Annotated in this window: 20 protein-coding genes; 7 read left to right on the top strand and 13 right to left on the bottom strand. The window is 48.0% G+C overall.

Translation table 11 applies throughout. The features are described from left to right. Positions 1 to 1,825: FAD-binding oxidoreductase (locus tag NDK19_RS15080; RefSeq protein ID WP_250632737.1), on the bottom strand; the 1,825-nt coding region annotated here is incomplete at its 3' end. 110 nt (positions 1,826 to 1,935) lie between these two features. Here NDK19_RS15080 and dnaG point away from each other — a divergent pair. Then, positions 1,936 to 3,996: a DNA primase gene (gene dnaG / locus NDK19_RS15075; RefSeq protein ID WP_250632736.1), complete on the top strand. Its 2,061-nt coding sequence runs from the start codon at positions 1,936 to 1,938 to the stop codon at positions 3,994 to 3,996. Between the two features lie 262 nt (positions 3,997 to 4,258). Here dnaG and NDK19_RS15070 read toward each other — a convergent pair whose 3' ends face one another. Both NDK19_RS15070 and NDK19_RS15065 read right to left on the bottom strand, forming a co-directional pair. Continuing rightward, positions 4,259 to 4,807: a cob(I)yrinic acid a,c-diamide adenosyltransferase gene (locus NDK19_RS15070; RefSeq protein WP_250632735.1), complete on the bottom strand. Its 549-nt coding sequence runs from the start codon at positions 4,805 to 4,807 to the stop codon at positions 4,259 to 4,261. Beyond that, positions 4,804 to 5,544, bottom strand: a complete 741-nt coding sequence (locus NDK19_RS15065; RefSeq protein WP_317207177.1) for an ABC transporter ATP-binding protein — start codon at positions 5,542 to 5,544, stop codon at positions 4,804 to 4,806. The genes NDK19_RS15070 and NDK19_RS15065 overlap by 4 nt, the downstream gene beginning before the upstream one ends. A gap of 50 nt (positions 5,545 to 5,594) precedes the next feature. Between NDK19_RS15065 and NDK19_RS15060 the strand changes: the two genes are divergently transcribed. The 3 genes from NDK19_RS15060 (at position 5,595) to NDK19_RS15050 (ending at position 10,636) form a co-directional block, all read left to right on the top strand. Further along, positions 5,595 to 7,481: a D-alanine--D-alanine ligase gene (locus NDK19_RS15060; RefSeq protein ID WP_250632734.1), complete on the top strand. Its 1,887-nt coding sequence runs from the start codon at positions 5,595 to 5,597 to the stop codon at positions 7,479 to 7,481. 143 nt (positions 7,482 to 7,624) lie between these two features. Beyond that, positions 7,625 to 9,739, top strand: a complete 2,115-nt coding sequence (locus NDK19_RS15055; RefSeq protein ID WP_250632733.1) for an SEL1-like repeat protein — start codon at positions 7,625 to 7,627, stop codon at positions 9,737 to 9,739. 69 nt (positions 9,740 to 9,808) lie between these two features. Then, entirely contained in the window at positions 9,809 to 10,636 is an 828-nt protein-coding gene (locus NDK19_RS15050) for a hypothetical protein (RefSeq protein WP_250632732.1), read from the top strand. A 111-nt stretch (positions 10,637 to 10,747) separates the two neighbouring features. Here the strand turns inward: NDK19_RS15050 and fbp are convergent, their stop codons facing one another. Next, positions 10,748 to 11,767, bottom strand: a complete 1,020-nt coding sequence (fbp, locus tag NDK19_RS15045) for a class 1 fructose-bisphosphatase (protein ID WP_250632731.1) — start codon at positions 11,765 to 11,767, stop codon at positions 10,748 to 10,750. A gap of 68 nt (positions 11,768 to 11,835) precedes the next feature. Beyond that, entirely contained in the window at positions 11,836 to 12,240 is a 405-nt protein-coding gene (locus NDK19_RS15040; protein WP_250632730.1) for an OsmC family protein, read from the bottom strand. A gap of 37 nt (positions 12,241 to 12,277) precedes the next feature. On the opposite strand from NDK19_RS15040, the gene NDK19_RS15035 reads away from it, so the two are divergent. Next, positions 12,278 to 13,006 carry a hypothetical protein gene (locus tag NDK19_RS15035; RefSeq protein ID WP_250632729.1) on the top strand — a complete coding sequence of 243 codons (729 nt, stop codon included), beginning with the start codon at positions 12,278 to 12,280 and terminating at the stop codon, positions 13,004 to 13,006. 149 nt (positions 13,007 to 13,155) lie between these two features. Here the strand turns inward: NDK19_RS15035 and NDK19_RS15030 are convergent, their stop codons facing one another. Further along, the gene (locus NDK19_RS15030) at positions 13,156 to 14,040 is read right to left on the bottom strand and encodes a hydroxypyruvate isomerase family protein (RefSeq protein ID WP_250632728.1); all 885 of its coding nucleotides are present in this window, start codon (positions 14,038 to 14,040) and stop codon (positions 13,156 to 13,158) included. Positions 14,041 to 14,050: 10 nt separating this feature from the next. After that, positions 14,051 to 15,028: a chromophore lyase CpcT/CpeT gene (locus NDK19_RS15025; RefSeq protein WP_250632727.1), complete on the bottom strand. Its 978-nt coding sequence runs from the start codon at positions 15,026 to 15,028 to the stop codon at positions 14,051 to 14,053. Positions 15,029 to 15,149: 121 nt separating this feature from the next. Between NDK19_RS15025 and NDK19_RS15020 the strand changes: the two genes are divergently transcribed. Continuing rightward, on the top strand, positions 15,150 to 18,155 hold the full coding sequence (locus tag NDK19_RS15020) for a SusC/RagA family TonB-linked outer membrane protein (RefSeq protein ID WP_250632726.1): 3,006 nt from the start codon (positions 15,150 to 15,152) through the stop codon (positions 18,153 to 18,155). Positions 18,156 to 18,178: 23 nt separating this feature from the next. Then, a complete protein-coding gene (locus NDK19_RS15015; protein WP_250632725.1) occupies positions 18,179 to 19,468 on the top strand; it encodes a hypothetical protein in 1,290 nt (429 codons plus the stop codon). Positions 19,469 to 19,565: 97 nt separating this feature from the next. On the opposite strand, the gene NDK19_RS15010 is transcribed toward NDK19_RS15015, so the two are convergent. The 6 genes from NDK19_RS15010 to NDK19_RS14985 form a co-directional block, all read right to left on the bottom strand. Then, the gene (locus tag NDK19_RS15010) at positions 19,566 to 20,105 is read right to left on the bottom strand and encodes an HD domain-containing protein (protein WP_250632724.1); all 540 of its coding nucleotides are present in this window, start codon (positions 20,103 to 20,105) and stop codon (positions 19,566 to 19,568) included. A gap of 1 nt (position 20,106) precedes the next feature. Then, positions 20,107 to 21,492 carry an efflux RND transporter periplasmic adaptor subunit gene (locus NDK19_RS15005; protein ID WP_250632723.1) on the bottom strand — a complete coding sequence of 462 codons (1,386 nt, stop codon included), beginning with the start codon at positions 21,490 to 21,492 and terminating at the stop codon, positions 20,107 to 20,109. A gap of 28 nt (positions 21,493 to 21,520) precedes the next feature. Next, positions 21,521 to 22,969: a TolC family protein gene (locus tag NDK19_RS15000; protein WP_250632722.1), complete on the bottom strand. Its 1,449-nt coding sequence runs from the start codon at positions 22,967 to 22,969 to the stop codon at positions 21,521 to 21,523. 174 nt (positions 22,970 to 23,143) lie between these two features. Next, complete coding sequence (sdaAB, locus tag NDK19_RS14995) at positions 23,144 to 23,818, bottom strand: L-serine ammonia-lyase, iron-sulfur-dependent subunit beta (protein ID WP_250632721.1); 675 nt, start codon at positions 23,816 to 23,818, stop codon at positions 23,144 to 23,146. Positions 23,819 to 23,865: 47 nt separating this feature from the next. Beyond that, positions 23,866 to 25,071 carry an acyl-CoA dehydrogenase family protein gene (locus tag NDK19_RS14990; protein ID WP_250632720.1) on the bottom strand — a complete coding sequence of 402 codons (1,206 nt, stop codon included), beginning with the start codon at positions 25,069 to 25,071 and terminating at the stop codon, positions 23,866 to 23,868. Positions 25,072 to 25,096: 25 nt separating this feature from the next. Beyond that, positions 25,097 to 26,053, bottom strand: coding sequence for a glycosyltransferase family 2 protein (locus NDK19_RS14985; protein ID WP_250632719.1), 957 nt, complete (start codon positions 26,051 to 26,053; stop codon positions 25,097 to 25,099). Positions 26,054 to 26,061: the final 8 nt, after the last annotated feature.

Raw genomic sequence — 26,061 nt, 5'->3', positions numbered from 1 at the left:
CTTTTTCCGAACGGGTAGCCATGTAGCTGGGGCACATTGTTCCGCCCGAGAGGTGCGACTTGCGGCAATCGCCCGAACCGTTGCATTGTTCGGCGTGGCGCAGGATGCCGCCCGATGCGCCAAAGTCCAAAACTGTCTGATAGTCAGGGGTTTGTTGGTTGGGCTGATAGCGCAGGAATTGGTTCATCGGCGGGGTATCCACGATTTTGCCCGGGTTGAAAATGCCTTTGGGGTCCCAAGTTTGTTTGACCTCTCGGAACATTTCGTAGCAGCGCTGCCCGACCATTTGGGCGATGAACTCGCCGCGCAGGCGCCCGTCGCCGTGTTCGCCCGAAAGTGAGCCGTTGTATTTTTTGACCAAAACGGCAATTTCTTGTGCAATTGTCTTAAACAATCGGTTGCCTTCTTCGGTTTTTAGGTTAATAATCGGTCGCAAGTGTAGCTCTCCCGAACCTGCGTGGGCATAATGAACACTGTAAAGCCCGTATTTTTTTAAAATGGCGTTAAATTCGCGGATATAGGCAGGTAAATCTTCAACGGCGACGGCTGTATCTTCAATAACGGCGACGGCTTTTTCATCGCCGGGAATATTGCCAAGCAATCCTAAGCCTGCTTTGCGAAGCGCCCAAACTTTTTTTACATCTGCACCGCTGACAATCGGATAATAATATCCTAATCCGTGTGATTGCAAATCTATAATTAATTGATTGGCAGCTTCGTAAACTTCTTCTGCTGTATCTTTGGAAAATTCTACCACCAAGATGGCTTGTGGGTCGCCTTGCACAAAAAAGCGATTTTGTCGCTGCTCAATATTGGCTTTGGTACATTCCAATACATAATGGTCTATCAGTTCGCTGGCGCTGGGGCGATGCTTTACGGCAATAATATTGGCACGCAGCGACTCATCTATGCTGTTGCAATGCACGCACACCAAGCCGACTTTTTCGGGTGGACGCGGCACCAGATTCAACTTGATTTCGGTGATAAATGCCAGCGTGCCTTCCGAACCGGCAATGAGTTTGCAAAAATTAAACGGCGGCGGTGCATCTGCCTTTTGCACGTAAGGTCCGAAGGTGCGGTATTCTTCCGCCGTGCTGAATGGTTCGGTTTCCAGCAATATGTCTAATGCATAGCCTGTATTGCGTCGCTCAATAACGGCTTTGGGGAAGTTGTCGCGGATTTGCTTTTGGTTTTCGGGGTTGGACAGTAACTCCCTGATTTGCCGATAGATAGCTGCTTCCAGAGGGCTTGCGGCGTTGTCGTCGTTGCATTTTGCCTGAAATTCGTTGAGGCTTAATTCCTTAAAAATTGCCTCGCTGCCATCGGCAAGTAACACCTTGATTTCCAGCACGTGTTCGCGGGTGCTGCCGTACACAATGGAATTAGAACCGCAGGAATTGTTACCGACCATGCCGCCAATCATGGCGCGGTTGGCGGTGGAAGTTTCGGGACCGAAAAACAATCCGTAGGGCTGCAAAGCCATATTCAGCTCGTCCCGAACCACGCCGGGCTGCACGCGCACCCACTTTTCGGTTGTATTAATTTCAAGAATTTTATTAAAATATTTGGAAACATCCACTACGATGCCGTTGCCGACCACTTGACCTGCCAACGAGGTGCCGGCAGTGCGCGGAATCAGCGATGTGTTAAAATCATTGGCAAATTGAATGAGGCGTTTCAGGTCGTCAACGGTTTGGGGAACGGCAACAGCCAAAGGCATCTCGCGGTAAGCAGAAGCATCGGTTGCATACAATATGCGTGTGGCACTGTCGGTGAATAAATCTCCCTGCAACTGCTTTCCCAACCGCTCAAGGGCATTAATCATGCGTAAAAGTAGTTAGCGTTATAGGTTTTCAGCCCTAAATTAGTGCATTTTTCATAGTTTTGATATGATTTATTATGCTGCCGATAAAAAACGGGGCGAAAGAATAGACTATGCGTATTTCCGAACAGACCATACGTCGCATTAAAGAAACGGCTGCCATTGAGGATGTTGTCGGCGATTTTGTTTCGCTGAAACGCAAAGGGACGAATTTATGGGCATGTTGTCCGTTTCACAATGAAAAATCGCCGTCTTTTTCGGTATCTCCTGCCAAAGGAATTTACAAGTGCTTCGGTTGCGGTGCTGCGGGAGATTCGGTCAAGTTTATAATGGATATTGAGGGGTTGAGCTACCCCGAAGCGCTGCGTTATTTGGCAAAAAAATACAACATTGAAATTGAGGAGGAATATCTGCCAAATGAGGCCTACGAAGAAGCGCGCGCACAGCGCGAATCCATGCTCATTGTTTTGAGTTTTGCTAAAAATTTCTTCAAAAATCAACTTTTGCAATCGGAGGAAGGGCAGGCCATAGGCTTGAGCTATTTCAAAGAACGCGGCATCAATTCCCAAAGCATTGCCACCTTTGAATTGGGTTACAGCCTCAACGATTGGCACGCTTTGGAGCAGGCAGCTCTGAAACAGCAATTTAGTGCCGAATTGCTCGAGAAAACGGGGTTGGTGGTTGTTAAGGAAAATGAAGGCAAGACACAGCGTTACGACCGTTTCCGCGGGCGGGTGATGTTCCCCATTCACGATTTGGCGGGCAAAGTGATTGCTTTCGGGGCACGCACGCTCAAAGCCGATGATAAGCCGAAATACCTTAATTCCCCTGAAATTGAGGGAGTTTACCTGAAAAGTGAGGTGCTGTACGGCATCTTTCAGGCCAAACAAGCCATTCGTCAGGCAGATAACTGCTACCTGACGGAGGGCTACATGGACGTAATTGCCATGCATCAGGCGGGCATCGCCAACGTGGTGGCTTCGTCGGGTACTTCGCTTACCGAAGGGCAAATCAAGCTCATCAAACGCTTTACGGACAATGTAACCGTTCTTTACGACGGCGATGCGGCAGGTATTAAAGCATCGCTGCGTGGCATTGATATGTTGCTGGCGCAAGGAATGAATGTTCGGGCGGTGGTGTTCCCTACCGGCGAAGACCCCGACAGTTTCATTAAAAAACAGGGCAGTGCTGCATTTAAAAATTTTTTGCAAGAGCAAGCAACGGATTTTATCCGATTCAAGATGCAAACTTTGCTTGCAGATGCTGCCGATGAACCGATTAAAAAAGCAGAAGCCGTTCGCGAAATAGTCAATAGTATTGCCAAAGTGCCTGATGCTATCAAACGCGAAATGTTTGTGAAGCAATGTGCCTCGCTATTGCAAGTGAGCGTAGAGGTACTGACGGCAGAGGTGGGGCAGACTCTTTGGAAGGCCGCTCAACAAGAGCAACGCCAACGGGAGCGTGAACAACAGCGCAGCCATTTGCAGCAAAGAGCCTCCAACGAGCCACCTCATCCGACCGATGAACATTTGCCGCCACTGCCCGATGAACCGTATGATATGCCTCCCGATGAGGTATTGCCTCCGCCGGAGGAGTTTATCGGAGGAACTGCCGTTTTTCAAAAAAGTATTTCCGAAATCGTTAATCGCCACGAGCAGGAAAGCATCCGCCTATTGCTCAAATACGGTCAGTATTATTTGGAAGATGACCTCAAACTGTGGCAATATTTATTACATGAAATTGACGATATAGAGTTTCACACGCCGCTGTACCGCCGTGCTTTGGAAATGTACAAAGATGCGGTGATGCAAGGAGAAGAGCCTGATGCACAGTATTTTATCAGCTATGCCACGCCCGATATCGTGGAAATGGTGGTCAATATCACCGAAAATCGCTACGAAGCAAGCCCTAATTGGGAGTTGATGCACGATATTTACGTACCTAAGGAAACCGACAAGTTGCCGCTTGCTGTGTATGAAAATATTTTGCGTTTGAAAAAAGAATTTATAGAAAAGCTGGAATCGGAAACATTTGCGGAAATCAAACGCGCCGAAAAGGCAAATGATGAAGCCCAGGTCATCATTCAGTTGCATTCATACAGCCAATTGGCCAAACAACGGGTAGCAATTGCTAAAGAATTGGGCAATGTAGTATCGGCACGCAGAGCTTTGTAATACCACGTGAATGATTTAAGTTTCATTGGAAAAGTTATATTTCTGTTTGGCCGCTGTTAGGGTCTGGCGACCGCTAATAGTAACCCTAAACTATATCTTTCGGCGGTCGAAGACCCTCTTCAGCGGATAATATGACACAGGCTAAATCTTTGAAAAGTTAAACTTTTAATAGGACTTTTTCAGAGAACTCCGCGAATAAAGGTTGTAATAGCGTAAAACTTAGCGGTAAAAGGTCTAATAGCGCTTTAAATTACTCAGTTACCTACACCCGTGGCAACCACTTCACTTCTTCCACGCCCAGTTCCTGTGCCATTTTGCGCGAAAGCACAAAAAGATAATCGGAAAGGCGGTTCAGGTAGGGGACAATCATGGGGTGTACCTCTGCCTGTTCGGCAAGTGCAATAACCAGACGCTCGGTACGGCGGCAAACGGTGCGTGCCACGTGGCAAAACGACACGGAGGTATGTCCGCCCGGCAGCACAAAATGGCGCAAGGGCGGCAGCTCGGCATCCATTTCGTCCATTGCCTTTTCCAGTCGCTCAATGTCCTCATTTTTCAGGTCAGGGATTACTTTTTTCTGTTGCTCCGGTTCGGCAGCCAGATTAGAACCAATGGTAAATAACCTGTCTTGCACCTCTTTGAGCAGTGCACGACGTGCTTCATCCGTATTCAGGTCGCGCACAAGGCCGATGTAGCAGTTGAGTTCATCAACTGTTCCGTAGGTATCAATGCGCAAGTCTGCCTTAGATACGCGCGTACCTCCAATCAGTGAGGTTTGGCCTTTGTCGCCTGTTTTAGTATAAATTCTCATTTCCCCTTCGCGGCCAATGCCATTTTCATTTCGGTTGGGTTGGTAATTTCTGTGTTCGCAACATCAGACTCAATCAGGCCATCGCGCAGGCGCACGATGCGGTGTGCGTAACGCGCAATATCGTCTTCGTGCGTTACAACAATAATGGTATTGCCTTTTTTATGCAGTTGGTCAAACAATTCCATGATTTCGTAGGAAGTGCGCGTATCTAAGTTACCGGTCGGTTCGTCGGCCAGAATGATACTGGGGTTGTTGACCAATGCACGGGCTACGGCCACGCGTTGCCGCTGCCCGCCCGAAAGCTCGTTGGGTTTGTGTTTGGCGCGGTCGCCCAGACCCACGCTGACGAGTGCCTGCATGGCTCTTTCTTCGCGCTCGGCTTTGCTGTACCCTGCATAAACCAAAGGCAGAGCTACGTTTTCCAATGCGGTAGAGCGGGGGAGGAGGTTAAAGGTCTGAAATACAAAACCGATTTCGCGGTTGCGGATGTCGGCAAGTTCATCCTCTGTCATATTGCTCACGTCTTTGCCCGCCAGAATGTAGGTGCCGCCGCTGGGCGTATCCAAACAACCGATAATATTCATCAGAGTGGACTTTCCGGAGCCTGATGGCCCCATAAAGGCAACGTATTCTCCGCGATTGATAGTGATGGATATGGATTTGAGGGCATGTATGATTTCGCTGCCCATGACGTAGCGTCTGGAAATTTGGTCTGTTCTGATGACTTCTTGCGCCATGCGTAATTTTTTGAATATCTTAGCTGCAAATTAATACAAATCTACGACAGATGAGAGTCGCAATATTTTTCGGGGGGCCTTCACGCGAGCGTGAAATTTCTTTTGCAGGCGGAAAAACCGTATTCAACAATTTAGACCGCACACTTTTTGAGCCCGTTCCCGTTTTTGTGGACAGTTTAGGCAATTTTATTCTGACCAATAAGCAAATATTTGAATATCAGAAAATCAGAGATTTTTACCCGCCCGCTTCGGTAATTAAGAACGCAAAAAAAAGTACAAGGTTTAAGGTTTACGCCGAGTCGTTGGGGCGGCTTTCCGACAATAATTTCATAGAAATGACCAATGCGGTAGGTCAACCTATTCTGCCGCAGGATTTTAAAAAGCATTTTGATTTTGTATTCCTTGCCATGCACGGCGCGCCCGGCGAAGACGGTAGCTTGCAAGGCTTGCTGGAATGGTACGGTATTCCTTATTCAGCCCCGGGCATTTTCGGCTCGGCTGCGGGCATAGACAAAACCCTGCAAAACGAGCTGATTGAGCGCATTACAGGTGTTGAAAAGCAGCAGATGACCATCAGAAAGGCCACATGGGATACAGAAAACCACGGCGAACTTTTTGAGCGTGTCAAAGCAATTTTAGGGCTGCCTTTTGTGGTGAAAGCACCGCACGGAGGCTCTTCCATAGGTGTGGCCATTGTGAAGGAGGACAGCGAAGAGGCTTTTGTAAAGGCAGTGGAGCAGTGCCTGTTCCGCCTGACTTTGACCAAAGCCCAATGGACGGCCATGAATCAGCAGGCAAAAGAAAACTACCTGCAAAAAATTGCCAATGTGGAAGAAAGCATTGGCTTCCCGTTGGTATTTGAGGCTGATTCTATGGTTGATAAAGGTGCTATCGTGTATGCGCATCCGCAGGATTTGCTCGAGAAATTAGAAGATTATTTTTCTTATTCCGACACCAACGCCATTTTGACCTCTGTTCACGGTGAATCCTCTGTACTGATAGAAGGATTTATCAATGGGAAAGAATTTTCATGCGGCGTTATTCAAGATGAGGAAGACCGCCCGATAGCCTTACCGCCCACAGGCATAGAGCCTGCCGTAGAAACATATGATTTTCAGGCAAAATATGTGAGCAGTGCAACCCGCAAGAGTATTCCGGTCAATGTTCCGATGGAACAACTGCACGAAATCCACCGCCAGATTAAGGCTGTTGCCGAGGCTTTGCGTTTTGGTGTATGCGCCCGCATTGACGGTTTCGTTAAAGCCGACGGCACGGTTTCGCTGCACGACCCGAATACTATTCCCGGAATGTCGCCTACTTCGTTGATTTTCAAGCAGATGGTGGAAATAGGGCTGAATCCTACCCAAACACTGACTTACCTCATTCGCGCTTCGTTGCAAGACCGCGCCAAAACAGGTAAAAACACTTGGCGAATGGAGCAGATGCTTGCCGATTTAGACCGAATGATAGACAAGGAAGTAGGGCGTTTGTCGGAAAAGCCGCGCGTGGCAATACTCTTTGGCAGTGTGCTGAATCGTTTGGATGAGTCGCTGGCACTTGCACAACGTACCTACTCGCAAATCGCCGCTGAGGGTAAATATTTCCCCGTGCCTGTTTTATTGACCGGCAGCCCGACCAATCATGTACTGCATCAATTACCTGTCAATTTCCTTTACAAGGAAAGCATAGAGGCCATCAAAGAAAGCCTTTATGCTGAAAAACATCCCTTCATTGTAGAATGTATCAGGCAGGCAGAAGCCATTACAACCAAATACACCGGCTATTTTGACCAAACGGTGCGCCATTTGTCCTACGAAGACCTCGCTCATACGGTGAAGCGCGTTTACATAGCCGTAATGGATATGCCATCAACCGATGAATACTCCGTTCAACATTTTCTTAAATCCGTCGGTCTGGAGTGGTTTCAGGCACACTGACGGTTTGTAATTACATTTTGGCACTATTTTTTTGGCTTATTCTAAGCGAAAGTAGATTTATTTTCGTTCTAAGGATATCGTGGACTAATATTGCCCGAACCGTTCAACTTTGACTTTCTGCGTTGTTAAAACCCGATTGACCTATGAAAACCCTTTGGATAATCGCAACATGCTGGCTGGCAGTGTTTACAAGCACTTCTTACGCACAACTGCCCAAAAAAGGCAAGCCCAATATGGATACCTACAAGGCAGAAATGAGTCGTGCCAAAAAGGGCGACGTAGCAGCCATGCTCACCGTAGCAGCGGCCTATCGCGGCGATATGCTCACCGATGATGCTTTCAAAGATTACAAAAGTGCCGTAAAATGGTATCAGAAGGCATTATTGAGTAACCCCACGGCAGAACAACAGTTTGAAATCAAGTTCAATCTGTTTCAACTGTATTTTACGGGCGGCTACGGTATTCAGCCCGATATGTCAATGGCTAAGCTATACCATGCCGAAGCAGTTGCATTAAATCCGTTTCCAATCATCAGCGACTATATGCCCAACTTGTACCTGAAAGATTTCTTTCAGGCATACGAACAGGCACAAACAGGCGACACTAACGCTGCTCTGCGTGCCGGCATGATGAGTTATCGCTACAAAATACATTACCCGACAGCACTGCAAATGCTCAATCGTGCGGCGGCCGAGCCTGATGCGGCCTATCTGGCCAACCGCTACGAAGCCGAACTTCTTAAATTTCGTCAAACAGGCAATACCACGCTTGACCGCGCCTTGCTGTTTGATATTCTGCGCCGCTATGCGCAACAGGGCAGTATGTTGGCAAAAACCGAATTGGCCTACGAAGCCCTGAAACCCTCACAATATTCGGGGCAACGCCTGAAACCCGAGGAAGCAGCAGCACTTTTTGACGGAATAGAGCAACAGTGGCAAACAGATTATGCCAAAGAAATGCAGTTAAAAGCCCTGTGCCTGCTGGTAAAATATCAGACCGGCAATGACAAAATTATGACGCTGCGCCGCTTGTCTGCCATCAAAACCAATCTGCCGAGCGAAGAACTGCGCTTTGCCGAGCCTGCTTGGAACGAGCTGAAAAGATTTGAGCAAAAAGCGGCTACGGTTGAGGGTTTGGCAGAACTTCAACAGACCTATGGTTTAAGCGGTTTTAAGATAGACATAGGCGAATGGCAAGCTCATTTTAAAGGAGAGATAAAATCATTGCTGGCCTTCAAAGCAGAGTTAGAGAAACCCGTTGTTCGTCGGTTGATAGGTGATGCCAACGCCAACGCCTGTTTGGAGCAACTGCAGAAGAAAACGGCCGACGTTTTAAGAGAAGCCTCCAATCCGCGTCGCGCCATTGCTTTCTACGAAGAACTTCAGCGCAATAATTGGCTGCAAAGCATTACGCCTTCGTTGCAGGATGCCGTTCAGGCCAAATTTGCTGCATTGGGCATAGACAGCGCCAATATGGTGTTTTTCTATGCGCAAGGCACCATTGAAGACACTAAATTTAACAACATCAACGAAGGGCGGATATTCATCGGCAACTTGCTCAACACACTGCCTAAACCATTGGCCATTCCACGCAATGCGCCCAAGGCAGAACGCTTGCGGATAGAAGAAGCGAACCGTAAAATTGCAGCCGAGCAAACCCGCCTGACCAATTTTGCCAAGTCTAAAATCATTCGGGATATAGTAGGCGAATCGCCCAGCGTTGAGCAAATAGAACGCGCCAAACCGATGCTGCTGTATGACCCTTGGCTGCAACCCGAGGGCGAAAAAATGTTTTTCCACTACACTTCGGACAGCCCCAACTGGTTTTCCGGCGATGTGAAAAGAGGGAACGTGTTGTACTACTACAAAGTAACACGCATAGGCACAGGCAATCGTTTTCGCCTTGAAATTCAGGCAGTTGCCAACGATAAATCCAACTTGGTATTTAACAGCATCGTAAGAACTAATCTTTCATCGGACGGTATTTTTGAGGTAGATGTACTGGGTTCGCGCATGACGGGCTATGCATGGAACATCAGCGAAAATGATTACTTAACCTGTATTTTCAGACAGAACCAGCAAACCTTAGATTTGCAACCATTTGGCTACATCACCCGCTGTTTAGACCGCAACCACGGATATCATTACGACTTTCCTCGCCAAAAAGTCAATCCTAATGATTTTTCGGAGCGCAACGCCATACGTTCGGCAGTTCGTGCACTTATTTTAGAGTATCACAGCGCATTAAAACCCATTTAAACCGCTATCGCATTAAACTTTTACGGGATAAACTTGTCCAATATTTAGATTTTAAAACAATTCAAACGTATGACAATGAGAAGTTATGCAGCAGTTGCTTTTATGATGCTGGCTGCTTTTTTTACGGGATGTAACAAGAATAATGATGAAGCGGTAGATGCCAATGCCATATCGGTATCTATGCAAAACAACGAGTCGGAAGATGCCGTGCAGGATGCCATTGACGCGGCAGAAGATGCTTTTGACGGTGTGGACGACGGCTTGCGCAGCGGACGCACGGAAGAGCCCGAACGCTGCGCCACTATTCGCATTAACGACAATACGCGCACCATCACCGTTGATTATGGTAACGGCTGTAACATTGGCGGCAACCGTACCCGAAAAGGCAAAATGACCATTACCTATCGGGGGAGTCGCAATATGTTTGCCGAGCGCACCGTAGTATTTGACAACTACAACAACGGCTCTCACACCATCAACGGTACTGTTGTCATTTCCGACCGTACGCTTTCGGGTACAGTGCTGAGCTACAATGTGTTGGGCACTAATCTGACCATTACGCGCCCGAACGGCAGACAGGTGCAAATCAGCGAATTTCGCCGCAGTGTGCGCTATAACTTCGGTACTCGCCCGCTGGATGTGTCTGATGATGAAATGCAGGTAACAGGTTCTACAACAGGTACAACAGAAGAAGGAAGAGCATTTACTGCCAATATTGTTACGCCTATTCTGATGAAAGGCTCATGTGTTCGGGCAAACACTTTCTATCCTGTCAGCGGACGGTATGAAATTAAAAGCGGCGGCTTGACTATTTATGTGGACTGGGGCAATGGAGATTGCGATAAAAAAATCACCATCACCGTGGGTAATATCACCATTGAGCGCACGATGCCGTAGCATTTGGCATATATAAAAGGCAAAAATCCCAACAAGTTGTTAAAACTTGTCGGGATTTTTACTGTATGCGGTCATGTACTTGGCAATAGGATGCGCTCCTTATGCCAAGTGTTAGGCCAATACTTCTTTGTGCGCTTTCAGCATTTCAGTTACTTTTTCCACCATTGCTTTTGAGCCGACAATGAACGGACAACGTTGGTGCATTTCGGTTGGCACTATTTCCAAAATGCGTTGCTCGCCGTCGGTAGCAACGCCGCCCGCTTGCTCTACCAGAAAAGCCAGTGCATTACATTCAAACATCAGGCGCAGTTTGCCTTTGGGTGCTTTTTTGGTGGCAGGATAAAGGAAAATACCTCCTTTGAGCAGGTTGCGGTGCACGTCGGCAACCAGTGCGCCTACATAGCGTGCCGAAAACTTATTTTGGCGGCAATGCTCAATAAAATCCTGAATACCTTGCGGGAAATCGTACAAATTGCCTTCGTTGTAAGAGAAAATTTTACCGTCATCCTGACTGCGCATGTTCGGATGCGATAAAATAAATTCACCGATAGAAAAGTCATAGGTAAATCCGTTCACTCCGTGCCCTGTGGTATATACCAACATGTTGGAAGAACCGTAAATAATATACCCCGCTGCTACTTGTTCCGTACCTCTTTGCAGTACATCTTCTATGGTCGGAGGAGTTCCGATAGGGCTTTTGCGACGATAGACGGAAAAAATACTTCCTAATGGCATGTTTACGTCAATATTAGACGAACCATCCAATGGATCCATTGCAACAACATACTTGGCGTTGTGGTTGCCTGTGTCAATCATTTCGTCTTCTTCTTCGGAAATGACGGCACAAACCTCACCGCCGCGAGTCAGGGCACGAATAAAGCGCACATTGGCAACTACGTCCAGTTTTTGTTGGTCTTCGCCTGAAGAGTTTTGCTCACCCGCCGGGCCTTCTATACCAATCAAACCGGAGTTCATAATGGCTTTGTTCACAACTTTGGCTGCCAGCCCAATGTCGCGCAGTAACTGTGAAAGTTCACCTTTCGCATAGGGAAAATCTGATTGACGCTGCGCTATAAAACGGTCTAGCGTAATCCCGATAGAAGACACATACTTCTGCACATCCGCATTCATAAAACAATTGTTTGAGGTTGAGTGTGTTGTTTAATTCATTTGTGAAAATAAGAAAATTGCTATAACAATTAAAAATTATAGACCACAGTTCTTTTAATATCGGGATGCAGACTGAGCGCAACAGGGCAAGTATTGGCAGCATTTATCAGCATGGTGCGGTGTTTTTCACTCAGTTGGCTGTTAGGAAGTTCAAAAGTGATTTTAATTTCACCGATGCGGCGCGGATTGGCCTCCATAATTTTTTCTATTTCGCAGGTCATTCCGCTGAGGTCTATCTGCTCGCGGTTGGCCAAAATGCCCATAATAGTCATTTTGCAGCTTGCGAGTGCGGCACAAACAAGGTCGGTCGGCGAGAAGGCTTCTCCTTTTCCGTGGTTATCCGTTGGTGCATCGGTAATGATTCGAGTACCTGATTTGATATGGATGGACTCTGTACGCAAGTCTCCCAGATAAGTATTTTTAAAATGTGCCATCTTTGCATTAATTTGGCTCAAAAATATGGGATTTGCCTTGAAAAAATATTTTGCCTTAGCCTTATTAACACTGCTTGCGGGTGCCTTGTACGCACAAGATATTGCCTTGGAAGAAGACCCGCCTTACAACCGCCAAACAGGCTACGGAATTAACCTGAACAGTAATGCCGGCTTAATTGGCGGCGGTATGATTAAACATACGCGCAGTATCAATAACCAAATGTATCACTTGTTCTATCTGGATGTGGTCAATGTGCGCCATCCGAAAGAACAGCGTGCGCAGAGCCGTCTCAGCGGCGAATCGTTTATCCCCGGCAAGCAAAATCATTTATTGCTGGTTCGTCCGCAATACGGACGCGAACTCATTCTGTTCCGTCGTGCCGCCGAGCAGGGGGTGCAAGTGGCTGCATCGTTTTCCGCAGGCCCTACGCTTGCCGTCATTGCTCCTTATCTGATTGAATATCGCTTTGGTTCGGGCAATATCAGGCTGGAACAGTATGACCCTAACCGTCATCCTTCGTTTGACCAAGTGGTGCGCACTTCGCGCTTTGGGGAAAGTCTTTCACAAAGTACATTCGGGTTTGGGGGTTCGGTGCGCAGTGCGGTAGCCTTCGAGTTTGGCAACTTCCGAACCAACGTAACGGGTGTGGAGGCAGGCTTCATGGCCGATTTTCTGGCGCAACGAGTCATTATGATGCCTTTGGCAGAAAATAAGCAAAATTACTTTTCTATTTTTGTTAATATTTATTACGGAAGCAGGAATTGATGGTTAAATGCCTGCTTTGCATGACTGCGCCGTTTAGCCGCCTGATGCTGACGATATGATAAACCTAACGGGTCTTTTAGATTCGTTAGGTTTAGACGCTTGATTTTCAGAAATTTATGTGTAAATTTTACGCAAAATCACTTACGCTTCTATACCGTACATATTTTGATAGCTTTTTCCAACGACACTAACTTATCCTGATTTTTTGGGATAAACTCCTGACCAACCAAACCTTTGTAGCCCGTTTCCACTATGGCACGCATAATGGCAGGGTAGTTAAGCTCTTGGGTGTCATCAATTTCATTGCGTCCGGGTACGCCTGCCGTATGATAGTGTGCAATATATTGGTGATTTTCGCGAATGGTGCGGATAACGTCTCCCTCCATAATTTGCATGTGGTAGATGTCGTACAGCAGTTTGAAATTTTCTGAACCGACCATTTGACAAAGTTCCACGCCCCATGCGGTGTGGTCGCACATGTAGTCTTTGTGGTCAATTTTACTATTAAGCAGTTCCATTACGAGTGTTACCTTGTATTTTTCTGCCAACGGAATCAATTTTTTCAATCCGGCTGCACAGTTTTTTAATCCCTGTTCATCGCTCATGCCGTTGCGGTTGCCCGAAAAGCAAATGAGATTGGTCATGCCTGCTTTTGCCGTTTCGGGAATTAGCAGGTCGGCGTACAGTTTCATCAGTCCTTCGTGGTTGCGCGGGTCGTTCCATCCTTTGGGTATGCCAAACCCATCGCGGATGGCAGACACCATGCCACAGGTAAGTTCATGTTTCTTGAGTAGCGGCAATTCTTCTATGTTGAGCAACTCAACCGATTCAATGCCAAATCGTTTGGCGGCGATGCAAAGTTCGTCTAAGCTGAGGTCGCTGTAGCACCAGCGTGAAACCGAGTGGCGGATTTGACCTGAAAGACGGCTTCCCAATACAGCTTCTGTTTTCTCCATGCGATTGGCAAGCGCATCGGCAGACAGTGCCACTGCGCCTGCCACCATCAGTTTGAGTGCGTTTCTTCTGTGTGTCATATGTGTTTGCTTACTTCTTGGTTTCCAATGTAACGCCTGCCTGCAAACTTCGCATATTGATACCTAAGCGCTTGGCGTCGGTGTTGCCCCATGTGTAGGCAATGGCTTCGGGCTTGCCGTCTTCGTAGATGGCCAATTTAAGAACATTCAGGTCTTTGCCGTACACCACCTCCGACAGTTCCAGCCAGTATTTGGTCGGTTCGCCTTTTTCGGTAACAAAACGTACTTTATCGCCTTGGTTGTGCAGGCGCAGGTTGCGCATGGTGAAGTATTCATTTTGTTTGAGCGGATTTTGCACTACCATCCACGCAGAATAATAAACAGAGCGTTTCAGCATGTGTGGAATTTTGCCTTTGTGTCCGAATACATAATTGCCATCCTCATCTTCCGCTTCATCGCGAATCCAGATTTCATCGCGGGTGAGTTTCAGGCTGTCGGTGATGTAGATGCGTTTGCCGGTGCGTTTAGAAACTACATTGCAGGCTTTCGGCTTCATGTAACCAATAAAGTGGTCGCCGTTGCGTTTCCAAAATACACCGCAGCCGGGCGTAGTGATGAGTTGTTCGGGGCTGAGGTTGCGGAGTTTTTCGGGTTGCAGGTGCGCGTCATAATAGAGGCTATCCACAGGAAAACTGTAAATATCTAATCGGATGGCTTTCTCCACTGCATCAATGCCAAAGCTGTACAGGCGTTGCCGGTATATTTTTTTGGGGTTGCCGTCCATGTATTGTTTTACGTAGAATACATGCTTGCCAAATGCGGGCACTTGCACCGGTGCGAAAATAGAATGAATGTGTTCATGCATCAGGTCAGGCTTTACCGAGTCGCGTTTTTCCATCCATACTTGTTGGAAGTTGTCAAACTCGCCCGTGAACCAAACCATCATCGTGTCTAACTCTTGTTGAAGCGAAGGCTTCGTTTTTTGTGCAACTGCCTGTAAAACAGTCATTGAGCTAAGCAGGGCAACTATCAGTTTTTTCAGTTTCATAAGCGGAGGAAATGGGTTTGAAACAAATTTATGAAAATTTAGTGCCTTCATAGTAAAAATTGTTAATGAGGTTAATTAATTTAGGCCATAGTACATAACGTTACACCTAAGCCTTATGAACATGGAAAAACTTAAACGCTATTTGATTGTGGTGCTATTGCTGGCATTGCCGCAATGGCTGTGGGCGCAATCGGGAACTATCACCGGTAAAATCACCAATGCGGCCGACAACGAGCCGCTGGTGGGCGCAACTGTGCAGGTAAAAGGAACTACCATCGGCACAGCAACTGATATTGCGGGACAATATCGCTTAACAGGGGTACCTGCGGGCAAATCTGTAACGCTTGTAATTCGCAGTATCGGCTTTAAAGAAAAAGAAGTTGCCGTTAGTGTAGCGGCCAACGAAACCAAGACTTTTGACTTTGGCTTGGAAAGTACCGACTTGTATTTGGAAGACATCGTCGTAACAGGTTTGGCGGTACAAACCAAACAAAAGGAGTTGGGTACTTCGCGTGCCAATGTGAGCAGCAAAACGCTGGACGAACTGCCTATCCCTACGGTGGAGGATGCGCTGATAGGCCGCTTGGCAGGTGTGGAAACCTATTCTGCCGACGGAACGCCCGGGGGCGGTTTCCGTTTTCGCATCCGTGGCGGCAACTCCATTATCGGGGCATCGGAGCCGTTAGTAATTGTGGATGGCATCTTCTTGGATAACTCTAACCGAAACGTTACCACAGGCGCAAATGCGGTGAATGGTACAGGCTCTGCTTCGTTTGGTATGAACAACGGTACTCGTGCGTTGGCTGCCATTAACCCCGAAGATATTGAAAGCATTGAGGTGCTGAAAGGTGCGGCGGCAGCTTCGCTGTACGGTTCGCGGGCTTCATCAGGTGTAATCGTTATCAAAACCAAAAGCGGCGGTGGCGGTCAGCCTACGTTTGAATACAGTTTGGACGCAGGCGTTACCGAAGTGCACCGCGGCGTATTGAACTACAAAAAAGACTGGACACAGGAACAGGTGCGCACATGGGCTAACTTGGTAAACGAAGCGCAGACCGGTGCAGCAATTGCCCGACGCTATACTGCCGCAGAGATAGACCAATTTGCGCAACAAAGCGGATTAGGCAACGACTGGATGACAGCAGCCTTCCGTCAGGGTTCTTTCAATCGCCATACCTTCCGCGTATCGGGCGGCGACAATAAGCTGAGCTATTATGCATCTGCCAGTACGCAAAACAACATCGGCCATCAGAAAGGCACCGAATTTAGCGCCAATGGTTTCCGCGTGAGCGTTACTTCGCGCCCGACCAACAAGTTTGAGGTTCGTGTGAATGCCGATTACTCTGCCGACAAACGCAAACAATTGCCGGGTGGTGCACCGGGCTTTTTCATTGTCAATGCTTGGGGGCGAAACTCCAACGCCATGCCTTTTATGAATTTAGACCAAGTGCGCAGCCCGGGACAGGCCGCCCGCGTTGATTTGGGTATTCCTTCGCCCGATGCATACACCACCATCCGCCGTGAAAATGACATTCAGCGCGTGATTGGCAGCGTAAATGCCAAGTATAACATCACCCAAAACCTGATTGTGGATGCTAACTTGGGTATTGACAACAGCACTATTGACGGCAAAATGATTTATCCTTTCGGCGTGGTCAGCTTGTTCCCGACCGGTCGTTTGGATGTTGACAAAGAAGTGTTGCGGCAAACCACCTTTACGCTTGGTGTAAACCATGCATGGGAAATCAACAAAGACCTGTACGTAAAATCGGCCATGGGCTTGCAGTACGACGAAAACCTGCGTACTTATTTGTATGCCCGTTTTCAGAACCGCGTACCAACCATTGACGAGCAGTTCCTTGGCGGTTATCAAACATTTAACGCAGGCTCTAACTTTGAACTGCGCACGCCTGTCAATACGTTGGGTATTTATTTCAACGAAACTATCGGATTCAAAGACAAACTCTTTGTCAATCTGGGCGGACGATTTGACCGCGGCACGGCTTTCCGCGAGCAATTCTTCTTCTATCCTCGCGCTTCCGTGAGCTACAGCATCAAAGACAACATCCGTGCCCGTGCTGCTGTGGGTACATCGGGAACGCAGCCGCCGCCTTTCTTCATCAACCCTACTTTTGGCTTAGATGCGGGCGGCTACAACGGTGCTTCGGCTATCAACTTCCTCACCCCGGGCAACCGCGATTTGAAGCCTGAAACACAAATTGAAACCGAAGTGGGCATAGACGGTTCATTGTTGAAAGGTCGTTTGAATTTTGAGATTACGTTTTACAACAAACAATTCCGCGACCTGCTGCTTAACTCAGGCGTAAACCCTGCTACTAACCGCGGCTTTACGGAAAACCTGATTAACGTTGGTGAGATGTATAATAGAGGATTTGAGTTTTCGCTCAACGGCGATATAGTTCGCACAAAAGACCTGACATGGAATCTGGGCTTTACCGGCACCACATTGGACAACAAAGTTACCGGACTTAACATCAGTGCACAGCCCGGGCAAGTGCCGCAGATTCTGGGCGGCTTGCTCAGTGTAGCCCGCATCCGTGAAGGTTATCCGCTGAGTGGCTTGTGGACACCTGCCGCCACCGGACAGGATATTTACTTAGGTTCGCCTTTTGCCAAATTTGATTTCAATATTAATACGCAAGTAGACTACAAAGGGCTGTTTGCCCGCGTGCTGTTTGGCGGTAAGAGCGGTTTGAAGCGATTCAACGGCACAGCCCGCGATTTGGCTGCCCCCGGAACCCGTATGCACGATGAGTTTTGGGACAGACCTGCTGCTCAACTTACGGCTACTGCTGCCAACGGCGGCATTCTGGACGATTACAGCCGCTGGGTACAAGATGCCAGCTTCACCAAACTGCGTTTCCTGACCATTGGTTACAACATGCCCAAAGCTATGTTGAGCAAATTGCCCGGAGGTTTTGTCAAGAAACTCAGCCTTTCTCTGACAGGAGCTAACCTCTTGACTTTCAGCAAGTATAAAGGCGGCTATGATATAGAATCCGAAACTTCGGGTGCAGGTCAGCAAAACGCTTGGGTGCGCGGTATTGACTACTGGGAGGCAGGCATTCCTCGCAGCTACACATTCTCTCTTAATGTCGGATTTTAACCCGTTAAACACATTTGACGACTATGAAAACTATTCATAAAATCATCATACCTGTGCTGGGGCTCAGTATTGCCCTGACAGGTTGCGATAAACTCAAGGTGATAGACAATCCGGTAGCTATTACCCCCGAAAATGCTACTGCTGCCAGCGGTACGGTGGCCTTGGTTGCCAACGCATTGAAAAACGGTTTTGAAGCACATCAGCAAATTTGCTGGTCTGCTTCGCTGATTGGCAGAGAGGAGCTGCGTGCTACCGGTTCAGCAGGCCAGTTTATTTTTGCCAACCGCATTGAGGCGGAAGGAGTGGTGGCCACCGATAATTCGCAAAATTCCACCAATTCGCGCCGTGCCTACACCGCACATGCGTTAGTAGCGGAAGCACTGAATGCCATCCAAAAAAATACGTTCAGCACCAACCCGCAGCAAGATGCCAAGGCCAAGGCATTGCTGACAGCTAACGCAAAAGTGATAGAGGGCTTAATGTATCTGGATTTCGCCAAGTTCTATGAGCAAACACCGGAGCCCGGAACAGGCAATTTGCTTTCGCCCGAAGAGGCCAAAACCCGTGCCATTGCTGCTTTGCAGGCTGCTAAACAGCAATTTCAGGCATACAGCGCCAATACAGCGGCCGACCCTTCGGTAGGGGGCTCACCTGTTACCACAGGCTTGTTGGTGAATACTAACCGCTCGGGCGAAAAACTGTGCGATTCGCTGATTGGCATGTTGCATTTTGATACAGGCACACGCAACCAAGCCGCAGCTTTTCTGCAAAACGGTTATACGGCCGCCGATGCTGCTACTCAGGCAGGCTACCGCGTCATCAATGCGCTCACAGGCCCCGGATTGTATCCGCCTGCGGTGAACTACATCTCTTTCCGTGTGAATGATTACAGCGACAGCTTTGTTGCCAACCGTATTCCGGGGGATGTCAATCGCAGAGGAGCCCCTGTCAATTGGTTTGACCCTGCCTTGGCTATTGAAACACGGATTAACTACTTCTACCCTGTTCCTCCCGGCCCGGGTGCTATCACACCGGTTGTATTGTATCCGCTGATTACTTGGCAGGAAGTGGCACTGATGCTTGCCGAATTGGGTCAGGCAGACCGTGCTACTACGGTGTTCAACGTAGTGCGCAGTTGGGGTGTGCCCGATGCACAAGCACGCACCGTAGCCGACAACCCAACCGAGTTTCCTATATCGCGTATAGCGCGTTACGAATATGTGGGCCGCGGCCGTCGCTGGAGCCAAGTCAATGCTGAACGCCCTAATACCTATCGCCGCTGGCCGCTCAGCTTTGAGTTCTTGTTGCGATAGTCGCTTGATTTGATTTACAAAAAATCCTGTCAGGTATTGCTGCCCGATAGGATTTTTATTTTGCGATGGTTGCAGTTATCAACAAAGCTGAAATTTGCTATTGCCAATAGCGGCGGTAATTTTCAATACGCTCTGCCAGACGGTTTTCTATGGCCTGATTAACGCCGCGCAGGGTTTCCAAAATATAGATAGCTTCTTCGTAGTAGGATTTGATTTGTTGTGCATTCCATTGCGGGGGAGGCTGGCGCAAATTGTTGCAGCGGTCGGCCATTTTCAGAATGTTGATTTCAGGCTGTTTCAGTGCCAAAATGCGGCTTAGGCTGTCGGGCATTTGTTGTTCTTTGGGCAAAGCCTCGTTTTTGGTCAGGGCAGAAACTCCCATAGCTATCCGACGGCCAAACTGCTCTTCAATGATTTCCAGCGAAACGGAGGTGTCTTCTACCACATCGTGCAGCAATCCGCAGCAAATCAGCAGGTCATAATCTAAACTGCTGTCTGTGAGTGCGGCACGGAGTGCCTCCATTGTTACACCTGTTACATGTTCCAAATAGGGTCTTTCCAAGCCTTGTATGGTTTGGTTCGCATGGGCTTCACCTGCCAGCGTAAGTGCTTTTAAAACAAGTTCAGACTGCCACATATTATTGCTTTTTGTCTTTTTTGCTGTCTTCTTTTGCCTGCGTAATGGCATCGCCGTCTTTCAGCGTTTTAGAAACGGCAAGGAAAGGCCCGGACACAATCTCATCGCCTTCTTTCAATCCCGATACGATTTCTATATTCTCAAAATCGCTGATGCCCGTTTTTACCTCCACCATTTTGGCTTTGCCATCTGCATTGACAAATACAACTTCGCGGATGGCCTCTTTGATAGTTGATTTTTTGGTGTCGCGGCTTGCTTGCGGTGTATTCGGGTCGTTGGCCGATGCAGTGGTGCTTGTACCTGCTTCTTTTTTGTCGGCACGCGTTGTTACCGATGCAAGCGGTACGGCAAGTACGCCGTTTTTACGGTCGGTGATAATTTCAACGTTAGCCGTCATACCCGGGCGAAACGGTTCTTCACCTTTGCGTTCTTTGATGAGTTGTTCGTAGGAACTGCGCAATATGCGGATGCGCACCTCAAACTCGGTGATGGCATCTAATGATTGTCCCGGTGTTTCTTTGGCACTGTTGGCAATTTTGGTTACAATACCTGCAAATTTCATTCCCTGAAAGGAGTACGAATCTACCTCAACAATTACCGAGTCGCCTTTATTGACGCGTATGATGTCGTTTTCGTTCACATCTACCCGCACTTCCATCGTGTTGAGGTCTGCAATGCGCAGCAGTTCGGTACCGGCCATTTGGGAAGTACCCACTACGCGCTCACCTTTTTCAATACTTAGTTTGGAAACAATACCGCTCATGGGTGCGGTAATGGTCGTAAACGAAAGGTTTTCACTGGCCTCTTTTACTTGGGCTTCGGCACTCATAACGGTAAATCGGGCAGCTTCTACGCTTTGCTCTGCCGATTTAAGGTCTGCCTGTGCCACTTCGTAGTTAGTAACAGCCGTTTCCAGTTCCGAATCGGAGACGGCTTTTTGGGCGTGCAGAACTTTGGTGCGGTCTAACTCCTGTTTGCGGCGGATGAGTTGCGCCTTGGCCTGCTCTACCCGCGCTTTTGCTTGTGAAAGATTCGCCCGTTGGGTATTGAGGTTGGCCTGAACGCGGTCTAATACCGAACGGAGGTTATCGGGTTTAATTTTTACCAAAACCTGCCCAACCGTTACCGAGTCGCCTTCTTTGATGAGCACATCGATAACTTCACCTGAAACCAAAGGAGATATTTTCACTTCGGTTTCAGGTTGTACTTTGCCTGATGCACTTATTTTTTCGATAATATCGGTTCTTTTTACTTTGGTTAGAATGACCTCAATCGGCTTTTCTTTGCCAATCCAGCCTTGGCGGCGGGCAATTGCTGCAAATACTATGAGCACCACAAGCACAATGCCGCCGATAATGTAAAGTCGGTTGTTATTTCGCTTCGCCATCGTTTAATTGGAAATGGTAGGTTTTCGATTAGAGTTTCAGTTCTTTTCCTGCATAAAAATCGAGGATTTTCAGGCGGAAAATATAGTCAAATTTGGAGCGCACCAAGTCAGACTGGGCAATGTTGAGGTTGTTTCTCGCCAGCGCATAATCCAACGAATTGGCGGCACCGGCCGCAAAGCGCTGGTCTACTACCCGAAATGATTCCTCCAACGATTTTACACGGGTTTTATTAGCAATAAATTGCTTTTGAGCGGCTTTGGCATCGGCATAGGCTTGTTCAATGGTTTGGCGCAATTGATTGCGTACAACCTGCGATTGCAGTACGCTGCGGTTGTACTGTATCTTAGCGTTGGCAATACCCGCGCGCACTTGATAGCGGTTAAAAATGGGTATTTGCACCTGAAAACCGATACTGTTGCGGAGGTTGTTTTGCAATTGCTCAAAGTAAGGCGTGCGTTCGCTGCTAACCACTCTGTTTTGAATGGTTGAAACGGTTTGTGTGGGGTTGTCGGTCAGAAAACCAATAATAGTCGCTACCGGCATACCGAAAGTATTGGTGCGTGTTTGGCTGGATGTACCCGACAGTAAAGAACCAAAGATGGATAGCGTAGGCATGGCATTACCTCTTGCCAAGTCTATACCGTAGCGCGCCACTTCAATGTTTTTATCCGCACTCATCACGTTGGGCTGTATTCCCTGTGCAATGGCGAAAATTTCTGCCGCCGGCATAATTACATCCGACTCCGCGGGGTCAGGCAGGGGAGGTACTACTACTTCAAAAGGTGTTTCAATAGGCAATTGCAGAAGTAATTTGAGCCTGACAATGGCAATATCTAAGTTGTTTTCTGCAATAGTGATGCGGTTTTCGTCATTGGCTTTTTGCGAAATCACATCATATTGGCTGGCTTCTGCCAAAGAACCTGCTTTAATGAGATTCATAGTTCGCGTCAGTTGCTCTTCGGTATTGGCCAACTGTGTACGTGCCACGTCGAGCAGTTCTTTGTTGAAAAGTATTTGCAGGTAAGCACTTATGATGTTCAGCATCAGGTCATTTTTGGCCTGTGCCACGTCTAAACGACTGGCTTCCAGCGCGGCAGCGTTTTGTTTAATGGTGTTGTTCAGGCGAAAGCCATTGAAAACGGTAACGCTCGTATTTAGACCTGCGTTGAAGTTGGCAACCGATTGGTTGGTAAACTGGTTGGTAAAGAAGTCAATAGAGCGGCCTTGGTTCCATTGCTGGTTGGCGTTCATGTTGAGGTTGGGCAGGCGTGCCATTTTTGACTGCAACAGCGCTACCTCATTGGCCTCAATGTTTAGTAGGGATACTTTCAGTTGGAGGTTGTTCTCTACTGCGTAGTTGATGCAACGTTGTAAGTCCCATCGGTTGTCTTGTGCGTTGGCGATAAGAGAGGTACAGAAGAAACAGAGAATGGCAGCCGTCAGGCGCATGAAAGTGTACATTTTTTCCGGTAACATTTTTTTAAAAAGCGTGAAAATAATACAATCATAGATACAGTACTTTCGCTTCTATGAATCTGAGATAGGAAAAAGTTACCCTAAGCCCAAAAAGTCAAGTGAGGTAAAATTGAGACGCTTTGCAAATTAAACTCAAAGTTACCATACGTTAAAACCCTCCGAAATGTTTTATGGTTAATCTATCGGCATGAGCATATTAACTTTTTTCACCCAAGGCAGACTGCGAATGTAGTCTATGGTAAGCGCACGCGGCGGCGAATCCATTTCCACAAAATGACATGCCATATCATTTTTGCCTTTGCGCGAAACCGACATGGTGGCAATATTGCAGTCTTCGTTAGCTAAAATGCTGGCAATGAATGCAATAGTTCCTTTTACATCATCTGCCAGAATAATCAGCGTATGCAGCGTTGCGCTCAAATTGGCAACAAAGCCATTGACTTCTTCAATGCCGATAATGCCGCCGCCTTTGCTGATGCCTATCAGTTCCAGCGATTCATTGTTGTGCCAAAGGTTGAGTTTAATGGTATTGGGGTGAAAGGTAGAAGCATTACCCACGGTTTTAAAGGAGTATTGCAAGCCCTGTGCCTCTGCATATTGGAACGAATCGCGGATGCGGATGTCATCTGTCGGGAAGTCCAGCAATCCGGCTATGATGGCACGGTCGCTGCCGTGCCCTTCGTAGGTGCGGGCAAATGAGTTGTAAAAAGTAATTTCGGCTTTGTCGGGAATATGTCCCAGAATGTTGGTGGCAGTGCGCCCGATACGCACCACCCCCGCCGTATGGGAACTGGAAGGCCCTATCATAACAGGGCCTATCATATCAAAAATACTGCTGCGTTCGGCCATGTGTTGTTGGTTTTTTCAAAGGCAAATATCAGATTTTGCCAATCAAATTAAATTTTTATGCCGTAGTCTTTCAGCGTTTCGCGGGCAACTACATACTTGTGCACCTCGTCCGGCCCGTCATAGATGCGTGCGCCGCGCTCGTGGCGATACCAGAACGACAACAGGGTGTCTTCCGTAATCCCCAGCGCACCGTGCGTCTGAATGGCTCTGTCCACTACCTGCATCAGTACGTTGGCGACAAAGAATTTGATGGTAGAAATTTCTACGCGCATGGCATGTGTGCCCTTTTGGTCTATGCCCATAGCCGTATGCAATACCATTAGGCGGGCAGCATTAATCTGTGCTCGCGATTCGGCTATCCAGTGTTGTACAATTTGCTTGGAAGCAATGGGTGTGTTTTCCGACAGTTCGCGGTGGGCAGCATAGCGGCACATTAACTCAAAGGCGCGCTCGCAAATGCCAATCCAGCGCATACAGTGGTGGATACGCCCGGGGCCTAATCGCTCCTGAGCCAGCTTGAAACCTTCGCCTTCGTTGCCTACCAGATTCTCGGCGGGTACGGTGCAGTTTTCGTAGCGAACTTCGCTGTGGCTCATGTAGCCGCTGCCTGCTTCACCCATAATCGGGATGCGGCGCACATGTACAAATCCAGGGGTTTCCAACGGCACAATAATCATACTTGCCCGTGCGTGGGGGGCTGCTTCGGGGTTGGTAACTGCCATTACTACGGCAAATGCCGCCCCGTCTGCCGATGAGGTAAACCATTTATGACCGTTGATAACATAATTGCCGCCAACTTTTTCGGCAGTGGTTGCCATTCGCACAGGGTTTGAGCCTGCAAACTCAGGCTCGGTCATGGAAAAACAGGAGCGTATGCGGCCTTCCATCAGCGGATGCAGGTAACGCTCTTTCAGTGCAGGAGAGGCGTATTTGTGCAGCAACTCCATGTTGCCTATATCGGGTGCTTGACAATTGAAAGCATAGTGCCCCAGCGGCGAAGTACCCAATATCTCGCTGACTTGCCCGAACTCGGTCAGATTGAGGCCGACGCCGCCTTCTTCTTCCGACAAATGCGGAGCCCACAGGCCTGCTGCTTTTACTTTCTGACGCAGCGCCGCCAATTCGTTTTGCTCTAATTCTATGTATGGACGGGTAAGAAATAACTCTTCCAAAGGGTAAACCTCTTCGCGCATGAATTCACGCAGGCGCGGCAACAGTTTTTGCAGTTTGGGGGTGATGAATAAGTCGGACATAAAACAATTTTAGAATGGCCTAAAACTAATATTTAACGGTAGAAAATCCTAAGCGATTGACAAATAACAGCGGCAAGGCCAGCAAACAGTCTGCGATGCCAATTTTAGATATTTTTTGCAGCAATTCATAAAATCCTTGCAAATTGGTGAAATCTCTTTGGCGCAGACACAGCCGCATCTGATAGCGCACCATGCGGGCTAAGGCTGCATCTTCCGATGGATTGCGGTTGAGTGCAGCCGCTTTGCGGCATACCTGCAAAGTGCTGTAACGGTATGGGCTGAATCCTTTCCGATACATTTTGTCGCTGTGCGAGCCGCTGACTTCCCGCTTAACAACCGTAATGTTATCGGTAAACAGGTAGTGCCATTCGCGGGAAGAGCGCACCCAAAAGTCGTAGTCTTCATAGGTCAGACTCTCGTCGTAGCCGCCGAGCCGTTGTAATACCTCATTGCGTATCATCATGGCAGGCGTACAAACACAGTGGCGATGCAGCAAATCCGCATAGATATCACCCGAAGGCACTTGCTCGGCAAGTTGCCCTTTTGCATCGCGTTTGTAAAACGTTCGCACAGGTTGGGCATCTTCATTGGCAATCCAGACATCAGAAAAGGCAATTCCCACATGCGGGGGAGCATTTTGAAAAGCCGCTACCAGACCGGCTACATGCGCAGGAAGTAATAAATCATCTGCGGCGTGGTCTATGATAAAATCACCCGTTGCCATTTGCCACGCAAGGTTAAAAGCCTTGCAATTGCCTATATTTTTCGGCAGGAACAGTGTTTTAACTACTATTTCTGTCGGAATTTGCGGCAATATCTCACGGATTTTGGCGACGGAATCGTCGGTGCTGCCATCATCTGCTATAATCAGCTCTATCGGACGGTAGGTTTGGGCTACTACCGAACGGAGTGCGTCCTGTACGTATGGTGCTTGATTATGGCAAAGGCAGATTACTGAAACTTTGGGCGAATTATCATACATTTGTTTTT

The organism is Rhodoflexus caldus, from assembly GCF_021206925.1.
Classification (GTDB): domain Bacteria; phylum Bacteroidota; class Bacteroidia; order Cytophagales; family Thermoflexibacteraceae; genus Rhodoflexus; species Rhodoflexus caldus.
Note: the sequence above shows the minus strand (reverse complement) of the source record. Positions and strands in the feature narration are given on the sequence as shown.